This window comes from Sphingobium sp. 22B, assembly GCF_001580035.1.
Classification (GTDB): domain Bacteria; phylum Pseudomonadota; class Alphaproteobacteria; order Sphingomonadales; family Sphingomonadaceae; genus Sphingobium; species Sphingobium fuliginis.
The window spans coordinates 300,815-326,832 of record NZ_LTAB01000002.1 but is presented as its reverse complement, the minus strand read 5'-3'; the positions used below and the strand labels follow the sequence as shown (position 1 = coordinate 326,832).

The window sequence follows — 26,018 nt, the reverse complement described above, 5'->3', positions numbered from 1 at the left end:
GTGAAACCAGTCTGCGCCGATGGTACTGTGGCTCAAGCCCCGGAAGAGTAGGGCGTCGCCAGGCATTATAGCTCGCGCTTCACACATAACCCATTCGCAATCTCCTGCGCCCAGGCGCAATGCCCCCCAAGCGCAGCCCCTCAGGCCGCCCTGGCAAACCGGCAAACCACCAGCCCAGCCCAAATCATACCTCAAACCCACCCTCCAACCCTGGNGCAATGCCCCCCAAGCGCAGCCCCTCAGGCCGCCCTGGCAAACCGGCAAACCACCAGCCCAGCCCAAATCATACCTCAAACCCACCCTCCAACCCTGGGCAAATCACCCATGGCGCTGGTCTCTGGAAGGAACCGATTGAGAATCAATGGCCGTCAGAGCTGTTCCGGGATAGCAAGAACACCACATAGCCTTTGAATTGCGGATGACGCGATAGCATAGGCGGCGCCTGCCATGCTCCGCCCTCGATCAATGCCACGCGGAAGGGAATGGGGAAGCTTTCCATCCGGCGAAAATAATCCTCATAGCCGGGGATGGTGGTGCGACCCTGGTAGGTTTGGACCACAACCTCATCGATCAGACCGGCGAGTCTTGCCAGGGCCTGCGGGTCGCCATGGGCGCTCCAGTCCATCAGGCCGGTGATCGACAGCCGCCAATGGCGGGGCAGGCGTTGCCGCAAATCACGCAGAAAGTCGCCATAGCCGCCGATCCCGCGCGTAGCGGCATCGAAATCGACCTGGAGTCCGACAACCTCATTGCCTGCCTCGCGCCAGCGATGCAGATCGTCGAGGATCGTCTCGTAAACAGCATCATTCCAGTCCAGCCGATCGGCCCTGACGACCAGCCAGATCTTCTTGCCCGGCAACCGGGGCATTCCCATGCGCAGCTTTTCAAGCCGGGCCGGTCCCCTACGCCGAACCTCCCCATCAAGAAGGTAGAGGATCTTCGCCCGGACATGCTTTGCCGGACGCACGCCAGGCCAGAGATAGAATGCCTCATGACCAGCCGGATCGACACGCTCCGCCTCCGTCTCGCGCCGACAGCCGGTCAACGTCAGCAGCGCCAGCAACGCCATCGACCATCCGCTTGCACGCATGTTCACCAATAATAACGCAGGGACTTTGCCCATCGGCTGTCTGGATAGCGCTGCTTCAACTCGGTGAACCACGCCTTGCGATCGGCTTGAGGTGCCTGCGCCGCCTCCAATTCCTCATAGCTGCGATAGGGCCCGGTACAGCCGTTAAAGCCAGACGGCGCATAGCACATCACGGCACGATACAGGGCATAGGCCCGGTCTTCAGCCGCCGCTCCCTTGTCCGCGATGATCGCGGCATAAATGTCCGCGCGAGAGAGGGGGTGGCCGGAAAAGCCGTCCGGCCCATTGCCGAGGCTAAACCTGTCGCCACCTGCCTTGAACAGGCTGAAGCCATCGAAACCGTTCAGCCGATAGAAATCGCCCAGACATAACCGCGCCTTTGCATTGGCGGGAGCGTGCGCGAGAGTCGCGGCGGTTTGCGCTATGCTGGGGCAAGGAAAGCCGTCCGACCATCTGCCCTTTCGGAACAGCCCCACCGGAATCATGTCCTGCTGAGAGAAGTCCCATAGCCCGCCCTCGCTTCCCGCGCTGGTGGGCACCAGCGCAAGATCGCCGGTGAAATCGCCAAAGGCGCCTCTCGTCAAATCCTTGTAGAGCAAGGTGAAGCGCGCCACGTCCCGCTCGCGCACTGGACGCGTGCCATCATTCGCCGCCGCACGCAGGATGGATGGGCTTGCCAGGGTTTGCAGCAAAATCGTCCGGGTCATGCTGTCCGTGACAGGCGATCCGGGCACGAAGACCTGCTCCAGCCGTCCATCGCGCTGCCAGCGGAGAGCAAGCCCCATTTCCACCAACGGCCGCTCATAAAGCGGGTTCGCCCCACGCAGCAGATCGCGCCAGAATCCCGCCTCGTTGGGATCGCGCGTTCGACCAAGGGCCATGCCGCGCAGCATCTGCCGGCTGAAAGCAAGCGGCGTGAAGCGGCTGCTGCGCGCCGCATCGGGCAGCAGCGCCAGGATCGCCTTCGGATCGTCCCCGGCATAATAGAGCCTGCTGGCCTGGAGCAGCCCGTAAAGATCGGCATGGGCGGTGAACTGGCTCTTCTGCGCCGTCAGCTCGGTGGCAGACAGGACGGCCGGATCGGCGCCCTGCCGCCGCATCCGCTTGAGGTCGGCCACGGCCAGCAGCAGCGGCGTTCCGTTCTGGCTGCCGATGATCCGGCTCGCATCCTGACGTTCCAGCAGCTTGATGTCGATCTCCTCTGCAAGATCGGCTGCTGCCTCATCGTCGCCGGGCACCGTGGCCAGCAGCTTTTCATAGCTGCGGGCAAGCGTCGCCATGTCCCCGCTCAACCACGCCACGCGGCGCATCAGCCCTTCGGCCGATGCGGCATAGCGGCCCCTGGGATAAGCCTTGAGATAAGCGGAGATGGCGTTGCCCGCCTCCGCTACCGCGGCGCGATCGACCTTTTCGGGGCCAGCGAAATCGCCATATTCATCGACCGCCTGGGCCACCGCCGCGCGCAGGCCGATACGGATCGGCATATATTTCGCTGTTTCCGCGACCCATTGGCTGCGGGCGCGGGTCAACGGAACGAAGCTGTCTCGCGCAACCTGCCAGTCGCCCTTGTGGAAGGCATCTGCCGCTTTCAGATAGGATAGATATTCGCGGCCAGGCCTGCTGGAGATCGCGGCATTTCCCCAATCGACCGTGCCGCAACCGGTCTGTGCTCGGAGCCGCGCCAGTTCGGTGCGTTCCGCCTCCGGCAGGCCGGTCTCGACGGCAAGCGCGGCATTGAAGGCTGTCGTGGCTTCAGCGGAAGCCGCGCAGTCGGTCGCATGGCCGTTCGCCGCAGCGCCATCGCCCTGGCTGTCCCTTGCAGCTTCCGGCCAGAAGGCGGCGCGCAGGCCGGGCCATGTCATGAAGGTTCCACCGAATTGCGGATTGTTCACATCGGTCGCCGCGCCTTTGCGAGGGCCGTCCACGGGCCTCAGGCTTCGCATGAGCAGCAGGATGTTGATCCGCGTATCGTTGCCCGGGCTGATCGCCGCGCGTCCGCCGCAATCATAATCGGGGGAAGCCAATTGCCAGCCGGGCGAGCAGGAAGAGTCGGCGCAGGCCCAGAGAGTCCCGCCCAGGCCGATTGCCGATAGCGCCAGCGTCACCAGCGTGGCGGCGACGGGATGTTTGCGGTGAAACGCGATATGTCGGGCCATGGGGCGGTCCTGCCGATCATCTTCTTTCATCATCCGGCGCGAAACTGAACAAAAGATCGCTTCCACGCAATGACGAAGACAGGAGACGCCGGCCTTACATTCCCCCGGCCGCTGCCGAACGACGCCGCCGCCTTGCGAAAAACAGCGCACCGGCCCCTAAGATGAAAAGCAGCCATGCCGGACCTTCTGGAACCGGCGTTCCTCCCGAACTGCCGCCGGGCGGCGTCACCGGCGGATTATACCCGCCATTATAGGTGCCCAGATGCATTTCCCCGTCCTGATCGAGGCTGCCGAACACAGCCGATCCCTGAATGTAATTGCTGCTATGGGCGGCCGCCCACGGCGCCAGGACGGAGCCGCCCCAACTGGTCGTCAGGTCCAGATTCTGCGCATCGCCAAAGTTCCAGATGACATGTTCGCCCAGTCCCGCGGTGCCGCCCAGGAAATTGTCGTTCAGGTTGATCGACGCCCCGCTCACATTGACGATGGCCGTATCCGCGCCATTCAGATGGAAGGCGATTTCCCCGATGGAATTGAGGTCTGCCGCCGTGATAGAAAAGACCGCCAGCCCGTCCGCATCGGGGGCCGCGTTGAAGGTCGCCCGATTGCCGCTGATGTCCATCTGGCTGTTCGGGGAAAGGCCCGACAGGGTCGCGGACAATTGTTTCATGCTGCCGGCCAGGGTCGCTCCCTGGGCGGTCAGGTTGCCGATGAAGGCGGGGTCCGAACCGGCCAGTCCGGACTGCACCACATTCTGGTTGACGTTGGTGTTGTTGATCGCTCCGCCGACCTTCACCGTCTGGCTGGGGCCATTGAGGTTGAACCCGCTATCGACATTGCCGCCGATGACGGCGCCCGATCCGTTGTTCAGGTTCTTGACGCCGCCCGTGACGTTGCCGACCACGGTCAGGCCGGGCTGACCGGTGGGGGAGGCGGTCGGCGTGCCGATCTGATAATTGGACGACGTGCCGGTCAGGTCGCCGCCCACGAAGGTTCTGCCTTCCACTTCGGAAGAGGAATCGAGGTTGCCAAGGACGATCAGATTCCATTCGCGCAGCGCGTCCGTGCCCGCGACGGGAGAAGCGAGGCCGGGCGAGGCTGCAAGGGCGGCAACACTGGCGGCGAAGAGAATGCTGAGCTTTTTCATGCGCCGACCCTATGCGACCGATCGCCCGGCGCTAAGGGTTAAAGATGGTTAACATAGGGTTGTGCCGGATCGGGACATGCATGGCTACGACCTGCCTCGGGCCCCGGATCAAGGCCCCCAGGCCTGGCGATAAAGCGCCTGGATTTCGTCCGCGTCCGGCACGATGGGGTTGTTGCCGGGCGATCCGGAAGCGAGCGCCTGCTCCGCCATCAGCGGCAGCAGCGCGTCCCACTTGTCGGCGTCTATGCCGTAGGCGGCGGGCGTGGGGACGCGGAGTTCCTCGTTGATGCGGGTCAGATCCTCGATCAGCTTGCCCACGGCGCCCTGGTCGCCCTCCTCCGCCGCGGCGACGCCCATGGCCCGCGCGCAATCGGCATAGCGCCGAAGGGCGCCCGGCGCCGAAAAGGCGGTGACAGCCGGCAGCAGCATCGCATTGGAAAGGCCGTGCGGCACGTGGAAATGCGCCCCGATCGGCCGGCTCATGCCATGAACCAGCGCCACGCTGGCGTTGGAGAAGGCGATGCCGGCCTGGGTCGAACCGAACATCATCGCCTCGCGTGCGGGGCGGTCTTCCGGGTCCGCCCATACGCGTCGCAGATGCGGCGCGATGGCGCGCATGGCCGACAGCGCGAAGCTGTCCGAAAAGGGATTGGCCCGGCGCGACACATAGGCTTCGATGGCATGGGTCAGCGCGTCGATCCCGGTGTCGGCGGTCAGGCGCGGCGGCATCGTCAGCGTCAGTTCGAAATCGACCAGGGCGGCTGTCGGCAGATAGGCGAGGCCGGCCAGCAGCATCTTTTCGTCCGTCGTCTCATCCGTGACGATGGTGAAGCGCGTCGCTTCCGATCCGGTGCCGGCCGTCGTTGGTATCGCAATGACGGGAAGGCCGGGCGCGTCCTGGACATGGGGCACCTTATAGTCGCGGCAGACGCCGCCATGGACGGCGAGCACCGCGATCGCCTTCGCGCTGTCGATAGGGCTTCCGCCGCCGAAGCCGACGACGCAGTCATGATCGCCCTCCTCCAGAAAGGCGCGGGCCTCCTCGATGGAGGCGGCGGTCGGTTCCGGCAGGGTGTCGGCAAATATGCGGGCGGCCATTCCCGCCTTGTGCAGTTCGTCCATCAGGGCATCGGCTCGCCCGCCGTCCTTCAGGAAGCGGTCGGTGACGATCAGCGGCCGCGACAGCCCCAATGTCGCCAATAGCGGGGCGAGTTCGCCGGACACGCCGCCGCCGACGCGAAGGATGCGCGGAAGCGCCGCCTGAAAGCCCATTATCTGTTCTCCGCCATCGGTTCGACGGAAATCTGGACGATTTCGATGGGGCGGACAAGGCTCCATGTCGGGGCCGGAATCCGATGCTATGGCGCGGTCGGCGCTTCTGCCCCGCCGCTGTCCGCAAGCCATTCGCGGAAGCGCCGCATCGCGTCGCTTTCAGGACGGGAGATGAGGCGCGTGAGCCAATAACGGCCCGCGTCGATCATGACCGGGAAGGGCTGGACGAGCAGTTCCGAGGCGAGTTCGCGCATGAACATGACGGGCGGCGCCAGCGCGACGCCCAGGCCGGCCATGGCGGCGGAGACCATCAGCGCCGAACTGTCGAAAACGGGCCCGCGCAGAAGCGGGGCGGCAACGCCCGCGGCCCCGAACCAGAGCGCCCATTCGTCCGGCCGGTAGGAACGCAGCAACCGTTCATGGAGGAGGTCTGCAGGTGCGCTGAGCCGCGCGGCCATGGCCGGCGCGCAAAGCGGCGTCAGCGGTGCTTCTAACATGGGTTCGGCATGGGTGCCATGCCATGCGCCGTCACCGAAGCGAATGGCGAAATCCAGCGCTTCTCCCGCCAGGTCCACGCGATTGTTGTTGGTCGAAACGCGCAGGTCGATGGCGGGATGGGCGCGGGCAAAGGCGTCCAGTCGCGGCAACAGCCAGCCGGTCGCGAACGTGCCGACGACGCCGACCTTCAACATCTCGCGAAAGCGGCCGCCGGCATATTGGTCGAGCGTCGCGCCCACGCGGTCGAACGCCTCCGCCAGCACGGGCACGAGCGCATGTCCCTCGTCAGTGAGCGCCAGCCCGCGCGGCAGGCGGTGAAAGAGGCGGACGCCGAGGCGGCGCTCAAGCTGCGCGACATGATGGCTGACCGCCCCCTGGCTGACGCAAAGCTCGATCGCCGCGCGGGTGAAATTAAGGTGGCGCGCCGCCGCTTCGAAGGCGCGCAGGGCGTTCAGGGGAAGTTGCGCGCGGTCCATGGCCCGTCATCAATTATTCTCATGGCTTTGTCGAGAAATCATGCTTTGTGCGCGAAAGCGTCCATCGGCATCCCGGCAGGGAAGGGAGATGAAGATGATCGCATCGATAGCCATGGCCGCATCGCTGGCGGTGAGTTCCGCGTCAGCGGCTGTCAGGACGGAACCCCATGGGCCCTTGCCTGCGGACGACCCCTTGACCCGCCCGATGGCGGTGGAGAGAGCCCGGGAGTGGCTTGCGCCTCTGCCGCCGGAGAAGATTTTCGGCAGCAGCTATCTGGTGGGTTTCGGCGGCCTGAGCGTCGTGCTGATCGACACGGGGGCGGGTCTTGTCCTGATCGACGGTGCGCTCCCGCAGGCGGCGCCGACGATCCTGAGGCATGTCCGCAAGCTGGGGTTCGATCCCAAAGACATCAAATTTATTCTGAGTACCGAGCCGCATTATGATCATGCCGGCGGGTTTGCGGCGCTGGCGCGCGCCACCGGCGCCACGGTGGTGGCCAGCCGGCGCGGCGCCGAGGGCCTGCGGGCCGGCGCACTTGCGAAGGACGATCCGCAATTCGATTATGGCGGCACCTGGCCGGCGGTGTCGCGGCTGCGCATCATGGATGACGGAGAAGTCCTGAGGCTGGGCCGCATATCCATCAAGGCGCATGCGACGCCCGGCCATACGATGGGCAGCATGACGTGGAGCTGGAACGCCTGTGAGGGCAGGGCGTGCAAGGAGATCGTCTTCGCGTCCAGCCTCAACCCGGTGTCGGCCGATAATTACCGCTTTACCGCACCTTCCAGCGCCGCGATCGTCAGAGGTTTTGCTGTCAGCTACAGGCGCATGGGCATGTTGAATTGCGACATATTGATTGCCGCGCATCCGGACAATGCCGGTCCCGGGCGGTATGACGGCTCGCCCGGCGCCTGCCGCCGCTATGCCGGGCGGTCACGCCGACTGCTGGCGACGCGGCTCGCGCGGGAGCGGGAGGAGACGGTGAAATAGGGGCGTCCTGCCCGTTCGATCCCATCGATGAAAGGCGGGATCGACGGAGAAGGCGTCATGATCCGCGCAGGCGGCGTGCGAGAAAGTTGAGGCACGAGCGGACCTTGGGTGAATTCAACTGGCCCGGCAGATAGAGCGCCGCGATGGTCGAGGGCGGCAGCGACAGGTCGGGCAGCACCGGCTCCAGCCGGCCGTTCTCCAGATCCTCCTGCACATCCCACAGCGACTTGATGCCGATGCCCGACCCCTCCAGCGCCCAGGCGCGCGCCAGTTCGGCATCATTGGTGTTCAGCGTCAGCCGCCATCCTGCCGCGCCACCCATGATCCTTCGCCACAACTCGCCCTGCGACGCGCCCACGACGATCTTGTTGTGTCCCGCGAGATCGGCTGTCCGCGACGGGCGCCCGCGCCGGTCGAGATAGGCGGGGGCGGCGCAGAGCAGCCGGGGATTGTCCGCCAGCCGCTTCATCATCAGTGCGCTGTCGGCTGGCGGATCGAAGCAGATGGCGATGTCGTGCCCGCTGCCGATCATGCTGGTCGCTGGCTGATCGGACGTTTCCAGATGCAGGGTGACGTCGGGATGCAGCAGCGCATATTCGTGGAACAGCGGCGCCAGGCGCGCCCGCCCCGCGTCGATGGTCGTGACGATGCGCAGCGTGCCGCTCGCCTCCGTCGACCGGCGCATCAGATCGGTTTCCGCCTCCTCGATTGCGGTCAGGGCGTGGCCCGCCCGTTCATACAGCAGCGATCCTTCGTCCGTCAGGCTGAAATGCCGGCTGTTGCGGCGGACGAGCAGCACCCCCAGCCGCTGTTCCAGTTGGGACAGGCGGCGGCTGGTCGCGGCCAGCGACAGGCCCAGACGCCGCGCCGCCTCCGACAGGTTGTTGGATTGGGCGATCGTCACGAAGGATTCGATCTCGGCAAAGCGATCAGGCATGGGGACAAGCTAGGCCCGGCATGTTGCGATGCAACGGAAGTCAGGTTGCAAGACCGTATGTTTTCATTGCCGCGTCTCCGAAATAAGCCCGGACTGTTAGCGTTTCTTGCTCGTTTCACCCTGACGCAAGACTGGGTTGCACGGCGCGGGAAGCGTTGACCGCGCCTTTCGCAACGCATCATTTTCGCGGAAATCCCTGCATCTGGAAGAGGAGTTTCCGTCATGCCGCCGATCCGGCTTTCCCGCGCCGACGCCCTTGCCCCCATCGGATGGAACGACCTGGAGGCGCTGCCCATCTATGCCGCCATGCTTCTGGGCCTGGGCTGCCTTGTCCTGGCGCTGCTCGATGGCGTGCCGACACTGGAAGCCACGACGCTGAAAGCCGTCGGCATATTCGGCAGCCTTGCATTGCGCAACGCCTGGCTGAAGCTGGACGAACATGACGGTGCCGTTTCGTAACCTCTCATGATCATCGGTACCGCCCCACGCATCCGTCAGGGTTTCGAGCGAGCCTGGAGCGTGCTGGTCGCGCTCTTCTTCTGGGACCTGGCGGTCACCATCTTCTACTTCATCTCGCCGTTCAGGGCTCCGGCCCTGCCGCTTACCATCTTCGGCACGGCGCTTGCGCTGGTGCTCGGCGTGCGGGTCAATTCGGCCTATCAGCGCTGGTGGGAAGCGCGCATATTGTGGGGCGCGATGGTCAATGCGTCGCGCAGCTTCGCCCGCGCGGTGCTGGCCTTCCTGCCCGAAGGGGAGGAGGCGCAGGCCCTGGGACGTGAACTGGTGCTGCGCCAGGTGGCCTATGTCCACACGCTGCGCCGGCAGTTGCGGCGGCTGGAAACGGGCGGGGACATCCACCGCATATTGGGCCCGGGCGATCATCCGGAACTGGCCCGGCGCAATCCCGCCAACGGCCTGCTGGAGGGCAGCGGACGCCGTGTCGCCGGTCTGGTGCGGCGGGGATGCATCGACACTATCCAGCAAGGCCGGATCGAAGCCGTGCTGGTGGACATGGCCAATGCGCAGGGCGGCATGGAGCGGATCAAGAATACTCCGCTACCTGCCCAATATCGTGCCTTCCCGCAATTCTTCACCCGGCTTTTCTGCATCCTGCTGCCGGTCGGGCTGGTGGAGACGCTGGGCGCGGCGACGCCGATCGGATCGGCGGTCGCCGGCTTCATGTATCTGGCGGTGCTCCAGATCGGGGACGATCTGGTCGATCCGTTCGGCAACAGCGTCCACGACCTGCCGCTCGACAGCATCACGACGGTGATCGAAGCGGACCTGTATCAGTCGATCGATCTGCCGCCGCCCGCCCCGGTGGAACCGGTCGATGGCGTGCTATGGTGAAGGCCGAATGCACGGGTTGCCCGCGCTGCCCTGTTGCCCTGTTGCCCGCAAACATGGCCGAAAGAATTTTCTTCGCAGGTGCGGAACAAAAAGGCCAGCCTGCCGTTTGTGGCCAGTTGGATGGAATTAACCATGAAAATGCGGGCAAAGCCGCATGACGGGCGCATGAACATCGCTGGGGGGACATGAATGTCGGACCATAAGAACGCCCTGATTCGCTCGATCGTCAAACGCGCTGCCGCCGAGAATCTGGAGATTTCCTTCACCACGCCGCCATTCTGGTCCCCCGTGTCGCGGGGGAATGCCGCTGCGATCCTGAACGCCATCCAGCAGCACCAGCCGTCCCATTGCGTGATGCGGCGGTCCAATGGAGACAAGGTCGGCAGCGTCCTGCTGCGACGATAGCGCAGCCGCGCGATGCACGATGCCGCATCCGGGAACCAGCCCCGGCGCGAGCGGTTAAAGGGCGATCCGCCATTTCGCACGGAGGCAGCGCGTGGAGCCGGGATCAGGCTGGATACCCTATTGCGGACCCGCGCCGGCGCCCGTGGACCTGCTGACCCGCTGGAACGTCGATCCGGTGCTGCTGGCAGCGTTCGGGCTTGCCATCATGGCGAGCCTCCGGCTGCGGTCCGCGGACGGGAGAAGCCGGTCCTTGTCCGCGATCCTGTTGCTCGCATTTCTGTTCATCTCCCCGCTATGCGCATTGACCTCCGCCCTGTTTTCGGCCCGGACCCTGCACCATCTCGTCCTGACATCGATTGCCGCCCCCTTGCTGGCCATGGCTTTTGCCGAGCGGCGAGCCGTGGGCGGCGTGGCCTTATGGACCTGCCTGCATGCGGCCGCTTTATGGTCGTGGCATATACCCGGCGCCTATGCCGCCGCGCTTTCCGATCATGCCGTCTACTGGACGATGCAGGGAAGCCTGCTGCTGACCGCGCTGGCGCTGTGGCGTGGGGTCATGGCCGCGCCGCTTCCTCTGGCGGTGACCGCTCTTCTGGCCACCATGCTCCAGATGGGCCTGCTGGGCGCGTTGCTGACCTTTTCGAGCGTGGCGGTCTATTCCCCGCATTTCATCAGCAGCTTGGCCTGGGGATTGACGCCGCTGGAGGACCAGCAGCTTGCCGGGCTGCTGATGTGGGTTCCCGGCGCGGGCCTCTATGTCGCCGCTGTGCTGTTCCTGCTTTCGCGCTGGTTCAGGCAGGAGCGGGAAGCCGCGGCCACGGCATGACCGGCGCTCCGCCTTCCGGCGCGCCGGAAGGCGGAGCTGGCCGGCTCCCCTGACCGCCGCGCGTGACGCAGCCTCTTGTTTTTGCCGGGCCACACCGTCACCCTGACGCCGGATCAACGATGCTGCGGAGCCCCAATGTCCACGAACAAGCCGAATCCGGAAACCCTTGCCGTTCATGCGGGATGGCGGGCCGATCCAGCGACGGGCTCCGTCGCGGTGCCGATCCACCAGACGACATCCTATCAGTTTCGCGACGCGGAGCATGCGGCCTCGCTCTTCGCGCTGCAGGAAATGGGCAATATCTACACGCGGATCATGAATCCGACCACCGATGTGCTGGAAAAGCGGGTCGCGGCGCTGGAGGGAGGCGCCGCAGCGCTGGCCGTGGCGTCGGGACAGGCGGCGTCGGCCTATGCGATCCAGAATCTGGCGCGGGCCGGCGACAATATCGTCAGTTCGACGGCGCTCTATGGCGGCACTTATAATCTGTTCGCGAACACACTGAAGGACCAGGGGATCGAAGTGCGCTTCGTCGATCCGGCCGATCCGGAAGATTTCCGGCGGGCGACCGACGATCGCACGCGCGCCTACTATGCCGAAACCCTGCCCAATCCCAAGCTGGAGGTGTTCCCGATCGCGGAGGTCGCCGCCATCGGCCGGGAACGGGGCATCCCGCTCATCATGGACAACACGGCCGCTCCGCTGCTGTGCCGCCCGCTGGATCACGGCGCGGCCATTATCGTCTATTCCGCGACGAAATATCTTGGCGGACATGGCACGTCGATCGGCGGTCTGATCGTCGATGGCGGGAATTTCGACTGGGCCGCTCATCCCGAACGACAGCCGCTGCTGAACACGCCCGATCCTTCCTACCATGGCGCGATATGGGCAGAGGCGGCAAAGCCCCTGGGCCCGATCGCCTATATCCTGCGGGCGCGGGTCATCCTGCTGCGCGATCTGGGCGCGGCATTGTCCCCCTTCAATGCGTTTCAGCTGATCCAGGGTATCGAGACCGTGGCGCTGCGGATGGAACGGCATTGCGCCAATGCGGTCAGGGTGGCCGAACATCTGGCGCGCCACCCCGCCGTGACCAGGGTCATCCACCCCTCGCAACAGGATGGCCGCGCCCGGGCCCTTGCGGAGCATTATCTGACCGGAGGCAAGGGCGGGCTCGTCGGGTTCGAGCTTGCCGGCGGCATGGAGGCGGGTCGCCGCTTCATCGATGCGCTGGAGCTTTTCTACCATGTCGCCAATATCGGTGACGCGCGCAGCCTGGCGATCCATCCAGCGTCCACGACCCATTCGCAGTTGAACGAAGCGGAGCAGATGGCGACCGGCGTGTCGCCCGGCTATGTGCGGCTTTCCATCGGGATAGAGCATATCGACGACATATTGGGCGACATCGACCGGGCGCTGGCCGCGGCAAGCTGACCTTCCGGGACGAAGGGGCGGACCGCCGGCCATGTCGCGGCAACGCCGGCCGCGGCGGCGCGTTGCCTCCCCATGGAAATGCCGTTCACCGCGCCCGATCCCTATATTCTGGTCCTGACGGGCGCGGGGCTGCTGATAGTCCTGGTCGCATGGCTGCCGCTGGCCTTGAGGAAGCTGCCGCTGTCGCTGCCCATCGTCTGCATCCTGATCGGCGCCGCGATATTCTGCATCCCCGGCATCGAATTCCGGCCGTCGCCGCTGGAATATCCGGATGTGACCGAACATTTTACCGAACTGGTCGTGATCATCGCCCTGATGGGCGCGGGACTGAAGCTGGACCGGCCGTTCGACTGGCGGCGCTGGATGGTGACCTGGCGGCTGCTCGCCATCACCATGCCGCTGGGCATCGCGCTCATCACGCTGTTGGGGGGCGTGCTGCTCGGTCTTCCCTGGGCCATCGCCCTGCTGCTGGCCGCCAGCCTCGCCCCCACCGACCCGGTGCTGGCCGCCGATGTCCAGGTCGGCCCGCCGCGCACGGGCGAGGAAGATGAAGTCCGCTTCGGCCTGACATCGGAGGCAGGCCTGAACGACGGCCTTGCCTTTCCCTTCGTCCACCTCGCCATCGCGCTCGCCCTGACGGGGAATATGGGGGAGCCATGGTTCGGAAAATGGCTTGGCCTGAACGTGCTGTGGGAGATTGTCGTCGGCGTGGGCGGCGGCTGGGCCGTGGGAAAGCTGTTCGGATGGCTGACCTTCCACATTCCGGCCGAGACGAAGCTTGCCCGGACAGGAGACGGCCTGATCGCCATAGCCGCCACCTTCCTGTCCTATGGCCTGACCGAAATCCTCAACTGCTATGGCTTCCTGGCGGTCTTCGTGACGGCGCTGACCCTGCGCGCGTCGCATCGCGACCATGCGTTCAACGTGCAGATGCATGACCTTACCGAACAGGTGGAGCGCCTTTCGATGATGGCTCTCCTGCTTCTGTTCGGCGGCGCGCTGATCGGCGGTCTCCTGTCGCCGTTGCGCCCGTCCGACATTGTGCTGGTGCTGCTGATCCTGTTGATCGTTCGTCCGGTGACGGGTCTTGTGGGTCTGGCCGGCTTCAGGGCGGATCGGGTCGAAAAGCTGACCATCGCCTTCTTCGGCATAAGGGGCGTCGGATCTTTCTACTATCTGGCCTATGGTCTGAACCAGATGAAGGTGGGAGAGGCCAGCCGCCTGTGGGCGATCATCGGCCTGACCGCACTGATGTCGATCCTGCTCCACGGCCTAACCGTCACACCCGCCATGCGATGGCTCGACAGGCGTCAGGGGCGTGATCCGGACATGAGCGACTGACCGCATGCCCATGGCGCCGTTCCCCAGTCCAGCGGCGATCATCGGGCGGGGCGCAGCATTGCCGTCCCCAAGCGATTTGCGCAAGCCGGGCCGGTGAGCCGCCGCCCGGAACGGATTCCCAGGCAGCAGATGATTCTGCCTGCCGGGAAGGCTCTAAATCTTCCGCTTGAGGCCTAGCAGCCATGGCTTCACCCCGCGGGTCGGATGCGGCTTGCCGTCGAGCCGCTTCGCACGGATGATCCTGACCGGCTTGACGATCATCTGACCGCGCATCGGGCCCGATCCGCAGCAGGTCGGCACGGCGAGGATGCGCTTCACCACATCCATGCCCGCGACGACATGGCCGAAGGCGGCATAGCCGATATAATCGCCCCGCGCGTCCATGTTCGGCGTCGGCCCTATGGTGATGAAGAAATTGCCCATCGCGGAATTGGCGCGGTTGGGCCGCGCCATGGACAGTGTTGCGTCCAGATGCCTGATCCCCGTCCGCGTCGTCGGCTCATGGCGGATCGGCGGCAGCGAACGGCGCGCATCGGTATCGATGCCGCCCTGGATCAGCCCCAGCTTCGGATCGCTCTTGCGCCGCGCCGCGCGATAGAAGGTGACGCCGTCGAACCGGCCGTCATCGACATAGGTCAGGAAATTGGCGGAGGTTATCGGTGCCCGGCGATCGTCCGTCGCCACGATGATGGTGCCGAGCGAGGTTTCGATCGCCACGCGGGTTTGGCCCGGTTTCGGCGCGCTGGCAGGCAAGGCGAGGACGGAGCATGGCAGAAGGGCAATCAGCGGAACGACATAACGCAAGGCAGCAGGAGGCATCGGCAACAGGCACGCTTTCAGGGATTGATGTTCCGCCCCAGGCTAGAGCGCCGGCATGCGCGGCGCAACCGGGCGACGTCCGGGAGGAGGCATCGTCCATCGAGATGAGGGCACATGCGCGGCATGGGCGGCGTTGCGCCTTCATGCATGCGGCCTATGGCGCGATGGCGATCACGAGTCTGAAGCGAGCGCCCTGTTCCGAAGGAAGCAGGTGAAGCTCGCCATGATAGGCGTCGAGCAGCGACCGGGCTATGGCGAGGCCAAGGCCCGTTCCGCCGTCTTCCCTCTTGCTGGTGAAGAACAGGTCGAAGATGCGCTGCCGGTCCCCCGGCGGAATGCCGGGGCCGTTGTCGGCAAAGTCGATCCATGCCAGGCGATCCTGCAAGGCGACCACGATGTCCAGCCGCGATGCGCCCGCCTGCCGCGCATTTTCCGCTATCGTCGTCAGCACGGCTTCCAATGCCGCTGCATCCACGATCAGCGGGGGGAAGACGTCGGGCAGATGCAGGTCGATGACGAAATCCTCCGCCGTCAGCGCATCCGCCACCGATACCAGCAGCGGCGCGGCGTCCGTGCGCGCGTCGCTTTCGCCCACCAGCACGTCGGCGCGCGCCAGTTCCATCAGCCGCCGGACAAGCCGGGACAGCCGCTGGGCGTCGGCCGCCATATTGGTGAGGAACCGTTGCCAGTCGGCCGCCGCCATGTCCGCCCCATGATCCTGCAACAGCTCGATCGCGCCGGAAATGCCGGCCAGCGGCGTCTTGAATTCATGGCTGACCGAAGAGGCGAAGTCGCGCAGATAGCGGGAACGCTTTTCCAAGCTCTCCGCCATCTGCTCGAAATCCCGATAAAGCGCCCTGATTTCGACCACCTGCAGCGAGGGGTGACGCGGCGCGACCCGGCGGCCCAGCGCCAGGTCGCGGGTGGCGCGGCTCAGGCTTTCGATCGGGCGGACGATGGCGCGCGACAATATGGCCGACAGCAGCACCAGCAGCAGGAAGATCGCCACCACGCCCAGGGCGATCTTGCCGCGATCCTCGTACAGCCCCAGGAACAGCGCACGCGGCGAACGCGACACCAGCAGCACGCCCATCGGCTTGCCGTCGACGCGGATGGGCCGGGCATGATGCAGGCGGATGCTTGCCGCCCGGCTCAGCCATTCCAGCGGATAACGGGTGGCCGTCCCTTCATTTTCCCGCAGCACCGTCACGGCCCTGCCGCCCAGCGCCGCCCTGATCTCCGGCAGCGCGGCGAGACTCCGTCCGCCTTCCCGGCCGTTCAGCACCACGCCGCGCCGGTCGAGCATCAGGATCGAGGACAGCGTCGTGACCTTGGTTTCGGCAAAGGCGGGCATCATCCGCCGCGCAAGCGCCAGGGCGGCGCCGTCCGGCCGGTCCCGCGTCGGGGCTGCACGGGGACGCGGCGGCAGGATGGGGGAGGAGCGCAGGTCCACCTCCGTCATCCGGTCATGATAGCGCACGGGCGTGGCGGGCTGGGCGGGATCGGCGGCCATGCCCCTGCCCACCACCGCCGCGCTCGCCGCCAGCGCCGCGCCCTGCGCCACGAGCTCCGCCTCCGTCCGGCGAACAAGCGCATTTTCATAGACCCGCAGGAAGATCGCACCGAAACCCGGCAGCGCCGCCACGAACAGCAGGGTGCCCAGCAGGATCGTGCGCAAACGCAGCACAGGCCAATGCCGGGCTATCCACCCCTTCAGCCCTGCGATCATGCAGGCGGCGCCGTCCCGCTGCACCCGCCCAGCCGATAGCCGATGCCGGCCCGCGTCTCGATGATGTCGAAGCCGCCGACATCCGCGAATTTACGCCGCAGGTTGCGGATATGACTGTCCACCGTCCGGTCGGTCAGCGCAAAGCCCGGCCCGCGAAACCGGTCGATGATCTGGTCGCGGGAAAAGATGCGCGATGGCATGGCCAGCAGGGTGCGCAATATGGTGAACTCCGTCACGGTCAGGCTGACCTCCTCCGCGCCCCAATGCGCCGACCAGCTTTCCGTGTCGAGGGCGAGCCGCCCATGCCGGATCGTGCCGATCGCCTCCACCGCCGGCGGCCGGGCCGATGTGCGGCGCAGGATCGCCATGGATCGCGCCACCACTTCCCGAGGGGAAAAGGGCTTCACCACATAATCGTCGCCGCCAAGCTCTATGCCCAGCACCCGGTCGATCTCGTCATCGCGGGAGGAGAGGAAGAAGATCGGAACGTCATTATGCGCCCTCAGCCTGCGACAGACCTCCAGCCCATCCATGCGCGGCATGTTGATGTCGAGGATGACGAGGTCCGGCGCGTGCCGTTCGACCTCGGCCAGTGCGGCCTCGCCGTCGCTTGCCTCGATCGTCTCCAGCCCCGCCTTGCCGAAGGCGAAGACGAGCAACTGGCGGATATGGGGATCGTCGTCGACGATCAGGATCGTGCTGGGCATGGGGCATAGGATCATTTCCCCGTCTCCGCTGTCAACGCAGGAACCGCATCGGGGGCCACATGGCTGACCGGCGACGGCGGCGGGACCAGCCTGCCGGCGCAGTCCCTCGGTCCCGCTTTCAGGGGCGCGGGTGCGGCATCCGCTGCAATCGCCCGCGCCTGCTCCAGCCGTCCTTGCCCGGCCCAGGTCCAGCGCTGATCCAGTTCCGCCTCCAGCCTGGCGTGAAGCCGCAGCCTCACCGCCTGCACCCGCTCCCGGAATTCCGGCTGCAAACCGGGTCGCCGTTCCAGCGAGAGCAGGGGCAGGAGGGCCGAGTCCCCAAGCTCGCCCAGATAGCAGAGGTCCAGCGCCACGCCGCGTCCGCCGACCTCCCGCGCATGGCGCACATTCCATTCGGCCGCCACCGCCCCCAGATCGACAAAGCAGATGACGGTCAGTAGCAGCCCCGCCGCCGCCAGATTGACGTTGATCAGCCAGGACGCGCTCCGCTCCCGCAGCAGCCTCCAGCAGATCGCGGCCAGCCCGAAGCCGACCAGGGCCATCCAGACCAGCGCGGCGATCCGCAGGCGGGTAAGGGAATAGGCTTCGATATAATCCGCCGTGCGCAACATGGATGAGGCGACCAGGAAGACATTCTGCCCGATCCACAGCATCACCAGTCGCCGGATCGTCCCCATGCGCGCGGTTTCCGATCCCGGCCGCAGCGTCACCAGCACGAACAGCGCGGCCAGCAGCGCGGTCGCGATCAGCGGATAGGCGCCCCGATGGGCATAGTCCGCCATGGTCATGCCGCCGGGCATCGGCGCCCAGCCCCAGAGCCAGGCGATGTCCATCAGGTTCTGAAGCGCGAAGATCAGGTTGAAGACGACCAGCGACAGCGTCACCGAAGCGACCGACACGCCGGGCAGATGCCGGTCGTGCCCGCCGTCGAATGTCGGCAGCAGGCGCCGCGCCAGGCGCGGCCGCAGCAGGCCCCAGATCGCCGTGAACAGCAGCCCCCAGAAGGCCAGCCGCGCGATCAGTTCGGGCGACGGTTCCGGCAGCAGCAGCGAGGAGAAGAATTGCTCGATCAGCGGATTGGCGGCTGAAAAGAGCGTCAGGATCACAACGCTGCCCATCAGCGGCAAAGTCAATGTGCCGAGCGCCGCGTGCAGGCTCCAGCGCCCGGTCCGCCCCGCCGCGCGCAGCTTCAACAGGCGCTTCAGATCGATCAACGGCCCGAATGGCGCCCGCAGCCCCAGCCAGATCAGCCGCTGGAACCAGCGCCATCCGTCATCGAAGCGCGCCGTCGCCGGGATCAGCGCGGCCATGCCGGCCGCTACCCAGAACAGCACCCAGGCCAGCAGGCTCGCATCATGGAGCAGGGCCAGCGCGAACAGCGCCGCCGCCGCCATTGCCGGCAAGGCCTTCCGGTCGCGCCGCAGCACGGGCCGCCCGGCCAGCAGCGCGCTCAGCACGGCCAGCGCGAACAGCCCCAGATGGCCGCCATGGAGATGCCGTTGGTAGAACATCCAGTCCCCGATCCCGACGATCATCAAGGCGACCGCCAGCTTCCAGCGAAAGCGCGCGAGCAGGGGCAAAGGCGGCGGCATGGCAGAGGAACCCATCAATCTATCTCCCTGAATGTCAGGGCAGAATGCGGCTTCCCGACGCAGACCGGTGCGTGCCGACGATCAATAATTGGCGCAGTTCCGGTGCAGAAAATGTGCACGGCGCAGCGGAAATGACGGATTTCCGCCGGAAAGGCCCGATGCTGGACGCCGGCGGTGCTGCACGCCGCGCCATTACTCTCCACCCGTCGCTTGCCAGCGTCATTTCATCGCCCCTATTTTCTCTCTACCGAAGCAGTGGAGAAACGTGCATGCGCGCACATCTTGCAATCACCACCCTCGCTCTCCTTCCCGTTCTTGTCCTTGCCGGATGCGGTCAGGCGCCCGGCGGCTCCGTCTCCTATGAAGCGGTGAATGACGCCGCCCCGGGCGAAAATGGCGAGCGCTATGACGGCCATCCGGTCAGCCCGGTCCATCAGGTCGCGGCCGAGCCCGTATCGACCTTCGCGGTCGATGTGGACACGGGCGCCTATGCCAATGTCCGCCGCATGCTGCTGGGTGGCCGGACCGTCCCTGCGGAGGCGGTGCGCACGGAGGAGATGATCAATTATTTCCGCTACGACTATCCGCTGCCCGACGACCCGTCCGTGCCCTTCAGCGTGACCACCGACATTGCGACGACGCCCTGGAACCCCGGTACGCGGCTGCTGCGCATCGGCCTGCGCGGCTATGACGTGGCCCGGTCGCAACGGCCGCCCGCCAATCTGGTGTTCATGGTCGATGTGTCCGGATCGATGCAGGATGCCGACAAGCTGCCTCTGGTCAAGCAGGCGCTCTCCACGCTGGCCGACGCCCTGCGGCCCGACGACAGCATATCCATCGTCACCTATGCCGGCTTCGTCGAAACGCTGGTCGAGGGCAGCCATGACCCGGCGGAGATCAAGGCGGCGCTGGACGGGCTGGCCGCGAGCGGATCGACCGCAGGCGGCCCGGCGCTGGAGCGCGCCTATGACACGGCCCGCGCCCATTTCATCCCCGGCGGCATCAACCGCATCGTCATGGCGACGGATGGCGACTTCAATGTCGGCCTGTCCGATCGGGAAAGCCTGGAGGAGATGGTGAGGCGGAACCGGGAGGACGGCGTCACGCTCACCACCCTGGGCTTTGGCCAGGGCAATTACAACGACGCGATGATGGAGGCGGTGGCCGACCTCGGCAATGGCAACCATGCCTATATCGACAGCGCCATGGAGGCGCGGAAGGTGCTGGACGAGGAACTGTCCTCCACCCTCTTCACCATTGCCAGGGATGTGAAGGTGCAGGTGGAGTTCAACCCGGCGCTGGTCAGCCAGTATCGCCTGATCGGCTATGAGAATCGCGGCCTTGCCGAACAGGATTTTGCCGATGATCGCGTCGATGCGGGCGAGATCGGCGCCGGGCATCAGGTGACGGCGCTCTATGAGATCGTCCCGGCGGGCGAGGCGGGTTGGCTGGCTCCGCGCAGATATGCCGCCAATCGCGCCCCGGTCTTTCCGGCGGGGGACGGCGGAGAGATCGCGACGGTCCGCCTGCGCTACAAATTGCCTGAAGAGACGCGCAGCCGCCTGATCGAAAAGCCGGTTGCCTCCGCCCTCCTTGCCGAAGCGAGCATGCCGCGGCGCGACATGGCCTTTGCCGTGGCGGTCGCGGCCTTCGGACAGAAGCTGCGGGGGGACAGGCGGCTGGGCGACTTCGGCTATGCCGACATCGCCCGGCTGGCGGGCAGCCAGAATGACTATTGGCGGCAGGAATTCGTCCAGCTCGCCCGGCTTGCCGGCCATGACGCCGATCCATGGCTGAGGTGAACCCGGGGCTGGACCGGCCGTCCTGCGGCGGGGCCGGGTTCACACGGTCGGCACCGTCCCGCCGTCGATGACATATTCGGCCCCGCTGATGGCCCCCGCGCGATCCGACGCCAGGAAGGCGATGAGGTTGGCGACCTCTTCCGGCCTTGCCGGCCTGCCCATCGGTATTCCGCCCAGGGAGTCCATGATGATCTTCTTGCCCCGCTCGATGTCGCCGCCATGTTCCGCCGCCAATCGGCGGGCCAGTTCGATGGAGGCTTCCGTTTCGATCCAGCCGGGCGAGACGCGCACGACCCGGACCCCGCTGGGCGCAACTTCCTTTGAAAGGCTCTTGCTGTAGGTGGACAGCGCTGCCTTGGCCGCCGCGTAAGCTGTCGTGGCTTCCGGCAGGGGCAGCTCCCGCTGGATGGAGGTCACATGGATGACCACGCCATGGCCCCGCGACACCATGTCCGGCACCAGTTCCCGGTCCAGCCGAACGGCGGGCAGCAGGTTGAGATCCAGTTCCGTGCGCCATTGGTCGTCGCCGAGCGCGGAAAAACCTCCTGCCGGAGAGGAGGAGCCGCCCAGCATGTGGACGATGATGTCCACGCCGCCCAGCCGGTCCTTCACCGCTTCCGCCAGTTCCGCGCAGCCCACGGCCGTGCTGAGATCGGCGGCGACGAAGCGCGCATCCGGCATGTCGGCCGGGCGCGTCCGGGCGGTGGTCAGAACATCCGCGCCAAGGGCCTGGAAGAGGCTGACCGTAGCCGCCCCCGTTCCCCGCGTGCCCGATGTGATCAGCGCCCGCTTGCCCCGGAGGGTGAGGAACGGCGTCATGCGCCGAACTTCCGATGCGCCGCCGTCGACCCGATCAGCGGCTGGGCATGACGATCGGCCCTCATGGCACGATCTCCAGCTCAGCGATCTTCCCGCCTTCCAGCATGAAGAAATAGCGCAGGTCCAACGGGCTGCCGGGGAAATCGCCTGCCAGATGGCAGGCCACGACAATGCGGTCACCCTCTTTCGAGAGGGAGAAGGGTTCGGCCGCATACTTATATTTTCTGGAGGACTCCGCTTTCCAGTGCCCGATTTCGTCCCGGCTCCGGTGGATATTGCCTTCATCCCTCACCACCGCTGTCTCGGTGAAACAGCGTGATACGCCGCCCGCGTCCTTGGCGCGGTCGGCTTCGAAATAGTCAGCTATGGCCTTTGGCAGATCGATGGCCACGTCTCTTCTCCTTCCATTTCCGACAGCCGGGGATGCGTGGGTCGATCCCTGTCCGGCTCGATCGTCGCATCAATTTAGGGGTGGATGTGCTGCGCGATAATCGGGATAAAGGGGGATGCGGCATCACGAAAAGCAGGACAATGGCAAGACATAGCCTGATCGAACTCGATTCCATCATCGCCATCATGCGCAAGGGCTCCTTCCGCGCTGCGGCGATCGAGCTTGGCATGTCGACCACCGCGCTCAGCAATGCGGTGGGCAAGCTGGAGCACCAACTTGGCGTGCGCCTGTTCAATCGCACCACCCGCAGCGTTTCCTTGACCGATGCCGGTCGGCATTTCGTCGGCAAGGTCGGTCCCGCGCTCCAGGACATTCACGAGGCGATGGACGCTGCCCGGTCGCAGCAGGAGACGCCTTCGGGGACATTGCGCATCAATGCGTTCGCAACCGCTGCGCGGGAAATCCTTGCGCAACTCGTCCTCCCCTTTCTGCGGCGCTATCCGCAGGTTCATGTCGACCTGGTCACCGAAGGCCGGCTCGTGGATGTCGTGGCTGACGGTTTCGACATCGGCATCCGCCACGTCGACCTGGTTCCCAGCGACATGATTGCAGTCCCCCTTGGCCGCTGTCGGCGCTACGCCGTCGTCGCTTCGCCCGCCTATTTCGGGCAGCGTGACAAGCCGCAGGTGCCGCCGGACCTTCTGACCCACCCATGCATTCGTGTCAGGCTGCCGAATGGAGCCCTTTACCGCTGGCAGTTCGAAAAGCATGGCCGGCAGGCTCAAATCGACGTCGACGGGCCGATCACACTGGATGAGGCCAGTCTTGCGCGCATTGCCGTCCTGGACGGTATTGGCATAGGCTTCTTCATGGAATCCGATGTTCAGGAAGACGTGGCCGCAGGACGTCTCGTTCGCGTTCTGGAAGACTGGACACCACCGCTTTCATCACTATGCCTCTATTATCCAAGCCGGCGAAATCCGTCCGCGGCGTTCAGGGCCTTCATCGATCACGCCCGCGATTTTGCGGCCTCGACGGTCGCGACGCGGGAAACCGGTTAGCAGCAGCGGAAGTCCGCCGCTGGACGGCTGTATAGTTCTGCGATCCTTTGTCGTGCTTTTGAGAGTGTGGATGATGAAATCTGGCAAACCGGTTTATCTGCTGCTGGCGGTTGCGGCGGGGACTTGCTCTCCTGCGGCGCTGGCCGGCTTCTACACCGGGGAAGAGCTTTACGAGCTTTGCTCCACGCCGCGCAGCAGCAATGATTATCTGGAGAAGACCTATGAGTGCATCGCCTATATCACGGGCGCCGTCGATGCATTCAATACGACGCGGGAGGTCAATAAACTGAAAAGTTGCATTCCGGCCGATGTGACGATCAGCCAGCTGAGGAATGTGACGGTGGATTATCTGCGCGACAATCCGGAAGAACGCAGCGCTTCGGCATCCAGGACCGTATTCGCTGCGACGCGAAAGGCCTGGCCATGCCCCAGGACAAGGAAGCGCTGACCGGGGGGTCGACGTGCATCGGATCGGGCGTGACGGGGAAGGCCTGCTGGGGCAGCGCTCGACATTCCCAACCCTGCTGACCAATGTCATATATGATCAGAAGCGAACCTGCCGGTCGTCCACTGCTCAGCAAGCCTAATAGTTGGTCGAGAAATAGCAATTTGATGGGAAGCGGAGACTGGAACTAACAGTGCGGCCTATGGGGGAATCCGCACATTGACGTTAAGATTGCTATTGGCCGCTAGCAGAATGCAGCTCGCGTTGACGCGCCATAATGTCGAGGATCTGTTGCCGATCCTTGTCATCCCACTGCTGACGCTGCCGTCGATGGCGATCCTCATCCATTCTGGCCGCACTGATCTGGCCCCTTTCGCCCTCAGCGCATCGCTGCTGATGACGGTCGGACAGATGGGTTTCTTTGTCGCGGGCGAAGTCGTCTCCATGGATCGTCGCCAACAGTTGCTGGACGTCATCGTCGCCAGTCCGGTGTCCTATGCCGTTATTTTGCTTGGGCGGGTGGGCGTGCTGACCGCGCTCGGCATCCTTGGTTTTGTAGAGGGTTGGCTGATCGCCTGGGGGATCTTCGGAGTCCATGTGCCGATCATCCATGGTGGACTGCTCGCGGCAACGCTCGTGGCCACCGTTATCGCCAGCACTGGGACGGCATTGCTGTTCACAGCGCTTTTGGGATTGGCCGGCACCACCCGCACCTTCCAACATGCCGTGAATGGGCCCTTTTATCTGCTGGGCGGGGTGTTGGTTCCCGTGCATTTCCTTCCCATGTGGCTTCAGCCTTTCGCGCCGCTCACCTTTTTCTACTGGGCCGCTGGATTGGTGCGCGATACGCTGAGACCGGGGCCTGTCGAAGATGCGGTGCAGCGTTTGGGCGCGACCGTTGGGCTGGGGGTGATGACCGGCTTGATAGGAATTCTGGTGATCGGACGGATGTTGAACCGGCTGCGCCGGGACGGAACGCTGTCATTGACATGAGCAACATCCGCATCATGCGCCACGCCTTTCTCGTCGGTGTCCGTGATTTCCAGATGTTCTGGACCTGGCGGACTTGGACCTTCGGCTGGCTGGCGCGCATCCTCACGAGCGCGGCCATATGGGTGCTGATGGGCCGGCTGACCGGATCGCCGCAACAGCTCGACTATTTGCTGATCGGCAACGCAGCAGTCGCCGGCGTCGGCACCTTCGCCATCGCCGCTGCCGTGTGGGACCGTTGGGATGGTGTTTATCCGTTGCTGGTTGCCTCACCCTCCAGCCTCGCGCCCGCGACCATCGGGCGCATGGCGGTCTGGATCCTTCATTGGATCGGATCGTCCGCCGCGACGTTCGCCATGCTGATCCTGGCATTCGGCTGGCGACCGCCGCTTCATGGTCTGCTGTTCGCGCCGGTGGGCGTCGTACTGTTGTCGGTCGGCACCTTCTGCCTGTCTGTTTTCCTTGGCGCACTGGCGGGAGCAGTGCCGGCGCTACGCAACATTCTCATCAACCTGCTCACGACAGCGATTATAGCCTTTTGCGGCGTGTCCGTGCCTGTCGGCTTCTGGCCGGCGCCGGTCCAGTGGATCGCCGAGATTCTGCCATGCACCCATGGCGTCGCTGCGATCCGGCTGATGATGGCGGACGGCCCGACCATCGCAATCCTGTCCGAACTGGGTCGGGAGATAGCCGTCGCAGCGCTTTGGCTGCTCCTCGCCCTGCTGGCGATCGACCACATGGCCGAGCGCGGGCGACGCGATGGCTCGATCGCATTCGGGTAAGGCTGATGGGCATGACGGCGGTAGAAACAAGGAATCTGGGCAGGGTCTATGCGGGCGGTGTCCGCGCACTGGAGGGCCTTTCCCTCTCCATCGAACGTGGCGAGGTGCGCGGCCTGCTCGGCCCCAATGGCGCGGGCAAGACGACTCTCGTCCGCATCCTCTCCACCATATTGCTGCCAAGCGAGGGCCAAGCCTTCGTCCTTGGACATGATGTGGTCCGTGAAACCGCTGCCGTTCGCGCGGCGATCGGCATTGTCTTCGGCGGCGACAAGGGACTGTACCCAAAACTCACTGCCCGCCAGACGCTCGATTATTGGGCTGCGTTGTACCGCGTGTCGGTGGAGGAAGCGCGGCGCAAAGTGCCCGCCCTGCTCGATCGGGTCGGCCTTGCCGCCCGCGCCGACGACCGGGTCGAAACCTATTCGCGCGGCATGAAGCAGCGCCTGCACCTGGCGCGTGGACTTATCGGCGATGCTCAGGTCCTGTTCCTCGATGAGCCCACCATCGGCATGGACCCGATCGCAGCGCGCGAGTTCCGCGCCCTCGTCGGCGAGTTGCGCGGGGAAGGTCGCACCATCCTGCTCACCACGCACGACATGGCGGAGGCGGAAGCGGTATGCGACCGGGTCGCACTGATCGATCATGGCAAGTTGCTGGCGGTCGAGACGCCCGAATCGCTCGGTCGCCTTGTTTCCCAGCATGAGCGGATCGATTTTGAAGGCGATGACAGTGTTGCGCGGAACGTTCTTGCCTTGCCCGGCGTCGCAGGGGTGAAGCCTCTTGCCCCAACCGGATTTCGGGTGGAGGTCGCCGACCCGGCGGTCATCCGCACGGTCCTGGGTTTACTGATCGAAAGGGGAGTCACTGCCATCAGCACCTCCCGTCCCAGCCTGGAGGAAGTCTATGTCCATGTCGTGGGCGATCGTGGGCTACAGGTCTGAACGCATGTCGAAGGCGCATG

The 26,018-nt window shown here is 65.2% G+C and carries 26 protein-coding genes; 14 read left to right on the top strand and 12 right to left on the bottom strand.

What is annotated here, in order from left to right; genetic code table 11:
* Positions 1-358: 358 nt before the first annotated feature.
* The 5 genes from A0J57_RS04400 to A0J57_RS04380 form a co-directional block, all read right to left on the bottom strand.
* A complete protein-coding gene (locus A0J57_RS04400; RefSeq protein WP_061934116.1) occupies positions 359-1,069 on the bottom strand; it encodes a DUF3142 domain-containing protein in 711 nt (236 codons plus the stop codon).
* A 23-nt stretch (positions 1,070-1,092) separates the two neighbouring features.
* Positions 1,093-3,246: a hypothetical protein gene (locus A0J57_RS04395; RefSeq protein ID WP_061934114.1), complete on the bottom strand. Its 2,154-nt coding sequence runs from the start codon at positions 3,244-3,246 to the stop codon at positions 1,093-1,095.
* A 94-nt stretch (positions 3,247-3,340) separates the two neighbouring features.
* Complete coding sequence (locus A0J57_RS04390) at positions 3,341-4,393, bottom strand: choice-of-anchor A family protein (RefSeq protein ID WP_061934112.1); 1,053 nt, start codon at positions 4,391-4,393, stop codon at positions 3,341-3,343.
* Positions 4,394-4,501: 108 nt separating this feature from the next.
* Positions 4,502-5,665 carry an iron-containing alcohol dehydrogenase gene (locus A0J57_RS04385; RefSeq protein ID WP_061934110.1) on the bottom strand — a complete coding sequence of 388 codons (1,164 nt, stop codon included), beginning with the start codon at positions 5,663-5,665 and terminating at the stop codon, positions 4,502-4,504.
* Between the two features lie 86 nt (positions 5,666-5,751).
* Positions 5,752-6,639 carry a LysR family transcriptional regulator gene (locus A0J57_RS04380; protein WP_061934108.1) on the bottom strand — a complete coding sequence of 296 codons (888 nt, stop codon included), beginning with the start codon at positions 6,637-6,639 and terminating at the stop codon, positions 5,752-5,754.
* A gap of 94 nt (positions 6,640-6,733) precedes the next feature.
* Between A0J57_RS04380 and bla the strand changes: the two genes are divergently transcribed.
* Positions 6,734-7,630: a subclass B3 metallo-beta-lactamase gene (gene bla, locus A0J57_RS04375; RefSeq protein WP_061934139.1), complete on the top strand. Its 897-nt coding sequence runs from the start codon at positions 6,734-6,736 to the stop codon at positions 7,628-7,630.
* A gap of 55 nt (positions 7,631-7,685) precedes the next feature.
* Here the strand turns inward: bla and A0J57_RS04370 are convergent, their stop codons facing one another.
* Positions 7,686-8,567 (bottom strand): LysR family transcriptional regulator, encoded by an 882-nt coding sequence (locus A0J57_RS04370; protein WP_061934106.1) that lies wholly within the window; start codon positions 8,565-8,567, stop codon positions 7,686-7,688.
* Between the two features lie 222 nt (positions 8,568-8,789).
* Between A0J57_RS04370 and A0J57_RS04365 the strand changes: the two genes are divergently transcribed.
* The 7 genes from A0J57_RS04365 (at position 8,790) to A0J57_RS04340 (ending at position 13,920) form a co-directional block, all read left to right on the top strand.
* Positions 8,790-9,026, top strand: a complete 237-nt coding sequence (locus A0J57_RS04365) for a hypothetical protein (protein ID WP_025546856.1) — start codon at positions 8,790-8,792, stop codon at positions 9,024-9,026.
* 6 nt (positions 9,027-9,032) lie between these two features.
* Positions 9,033-9,917: a bestrophin family protein gene (locus tag A0J57_RS04360; RefSeq protein ID WP_061934104.1), complete on the top strand. Its 885-nt coding sequence runs from the start codon at positions 9,033-9,035 to the stop codon at positions 9,915-9,917.
* The gene (locus tag A0J57_RS26820; protein WP_158298502.1) at positions 9,911-10,075 is read left to right on the top strand and encodes a hypothetical protein; all 165 of its coding nucleotides are present in this window, start codon (positions 9,911-9,913) and stop codon (positions 10,073-10,075) included. Before A0J57_RS04360 ends, A0J57_RS26820 begins: the two co-directional genes overlap by 7 nt.
* Before the next feature lie 31 nt (positions 10,076-10,106).
* A complete protein-coding gene (locus tag A0J57_RS04355; RefSeq protein ID WP_025546858.1) occupies positions 10,107-10,322 on the top strand; it encodes a hypothetical protein in 216 nt (71 codons plus the stop codon).
* A gap of 91 nt (positions 10,323-10,413) precedes the next feature.
* The gene (locus A0J57_RS04350; RefSeq protein WP_061934102.1) at positions 10,414-11,148 is read left to right on the top strand and encodes a cytochrome c oxidase assembly protein; all 735 of its coding nucleotides are present in this window, start codon (positions 10,414-10,416) and stop codon (positions 11,146-11,148) included.
* 135 nt (positions 11,149-11,283) lie between these two features.
* Positions 11,284-12,579 carry an O-acetylhomoserine aminocarboxypropyltransferase/cysteine synthase family protein gene (locus A0J57_RS04345; RefSeq protein ID WP_061934100.1) on the top strand — a complete coding sequence of 432 codons (1,296 nt, stop codon included), beginning with the start codon at positions 11,284-11,286 and terminating at the stop codon, positions 12,577-12,579.
* Positions 12,580-12,651: 72 nt separating this feature from the next.
* The gene (locus A0J57_RS04340) at positions 12,652-13,920 is read left to right on the top strand and encodes a sodium:proton antiporter (RefSeq protein WP_061934098.1); all 1,269 of its coding nucleotides are present in this window, start codon (positions 12,652-12,654) and stop codon (positions 13,918-13,920) included.
* 153 nt (positions 13,921-14,073) lie between these two features.
* Here the strand turns inward: A0J57_RS04340 and A0J57_RS04335 are convergent, their stop codons facing one another.
* The 4 genes from A0J57_RS04335 to A0J57_RS04320 form a co-directional block, all read right to left on the bottom strand.
* On the bottom strand, positions 14,074-14,739 hold the full coding sequence (locus A0J57_RS04335) for a peptidylprolyl isomerase (protein ID WP_044660868.1): 666 nt from the start codon (positions 14,737-14,739) through the stop codon (positions 14,074-14,076).
* 154 nt (positions 14,740-14,893) lie between these two features.
* Positions 14,894-16,468: a HAMP domain-containing sensor histidine kinase gene (locus A0J57_RS04330; protein WP_061934137.1), complete on the bottom strand. Its 1,575-nt coding sequence runs from the start codon at positions 16,466-16,468 to the stop codon at positions 14,894-14,896.
* A complete protein-coding gene (locus A0J57_RS04325; protein WP_048575622.1) occupies positions 16,465-17,175 on the bottom strand; it encodes a response regulator transcription factor in 711 nt (236 codons plus the stop codon). Before A0J57_RS04325 ends, A0J57_RS04330 begins: the two co-directional genes overlap by 4 nt.
* 11 nt (positions 17,176-17,186) lie before the next feature.
* Positions 17,187-18,782: a DUF4153 domain-containing protein gene (locus A0J57_RS04320; protein WP_061934096.1), complete on the bottom strand. Its 1,596-nt coding sequence runs from the start codon at positions 18,780-18,782 to the stop codon at positions 17,187-17,189.
* Between the two features lie 254 nt (positions 18,783-19,036).
* Here A0J57_RS04320 and A0J57_RS04315 point away from each other — a divergent pair, with 254 nt between their 5' ends.
* Positions 19,037-20,569 carry a VWA domain-containing protein gene (locus A0J57_RS04315; RefSeq protein ID WP_061934094.1) on the top strand — a complete coding sequence of 511 codons (1,533 nt, stop codon included), beginning with the start codon at positions 19,037-19,039 and terminating at the stop codon, positions 20,567-20,569.
* Positions 20,570-20,608: 39 nt separating this feature from the next.
* Here the strand turns inward: A0J57_RS04315 and A0J57_RS04310 are convergent, their stop codons facing one another.
* Both A0J57_RS04310 and A0J57_RS04305 read right to left on the bottom strand, forming a co-directional pair.
* Positions 20,609-21,388 (bottom strand): SDR family oxidoreductase, encoded by a 780-nt coding sequence (locus A0J57_RS04310; RefSeq protein WP_061934092.1) that lies wholly within the window; start codon positions 21,386-21,388, stop codon positions 20,609-20,611.
* 61 nt (positions 21,389-21,449) lie between these two features.
* Positions 21,450-21,779 (bottom strand): nuclear transport factor 2 family protein, encoded by a 330-nt coding sequence (locus A0J57_RS04305; RefSeq protein ID WP_061934090.1) that lies wholly within the window; start codon positions 21,777-21,779, stop codon positions 21,450-21,452.
* A 140-nt stretch (positions 21,780-21,919) separates the two neighbouring features.
* Here A0J57_RS04305 and A0J57_RS04300 point away from each other — a divergent pair, with 140 nt between their 5' ends.
* The 5 genes from A0J57_RS04300 to A0J57_RS04280 all read left to right on the top strand — a co-directional run bounded on the left by A0J57_RS04300 (position 21,920) and on the right by A0J57_RS04280 (position 25,998).
* The gene (locus tag A0J57_RS04300; protein ID WP_061934088.1) at positions 21,920-22,840 is read left to right on the top strand and encodes a LysR family transcriptional regulator; all 921 of its coding nucleotides are present in this window, start codon (positions 21,920-21,922) and stop codon (positions 22,838-22,840) included.
* Positions 22,841-22,910: 70 nt separating this feature from the next.
* The gene (locus A0J57_RS04295; protein ID WP_235600782.1) at positions 22,911-23,288 is read left to right on the top strand and encodes a Rap1a/Tai family immunity protein; all 378 of its coding nucleotides are present in this window, start codon (positions 22,911-22,913) and stop codon (positions 23,286-23,288) included.
* A gap of 249 nt (positions 23,289-23,537) precedes the next feature.
* Positions 23,538-24,278 (top strand): ABC transporter permease, encoded by a 741-nt coding sequence (locus A0J57_RS04290; protein ID WP_082718583.1) that lies wholly within the window; start codon positions 23,538-23,540, stop codon positions 24,276-24,278.
* Entirely contained in the window at positions 24,275-25,057 is a 783-nt protein-coding gene (locus tag A0J57_RS04285) for an ABC transporter permease (RefSeq protein WP_061934084.1), read from the top strand. The genes A0J57_RS04290 and A0J57_RS04285 overlap by 4 nt, the downstream gene beginning before the upstream one ends.
* Before the next feature lie 11 nt (positions 25,058-25,068).
* Entirely contained in the window at positions 25,069-25,998 is a 930-nt protein-coding gene (locus A0J57_RS04280) for an ABC transporter ATP-binding protein (protein ID WP_061934135.1), read from the top strand.
* The last annotated feature ends 20 nt before the right edge of the window (positions 25,999-26,018 follow it).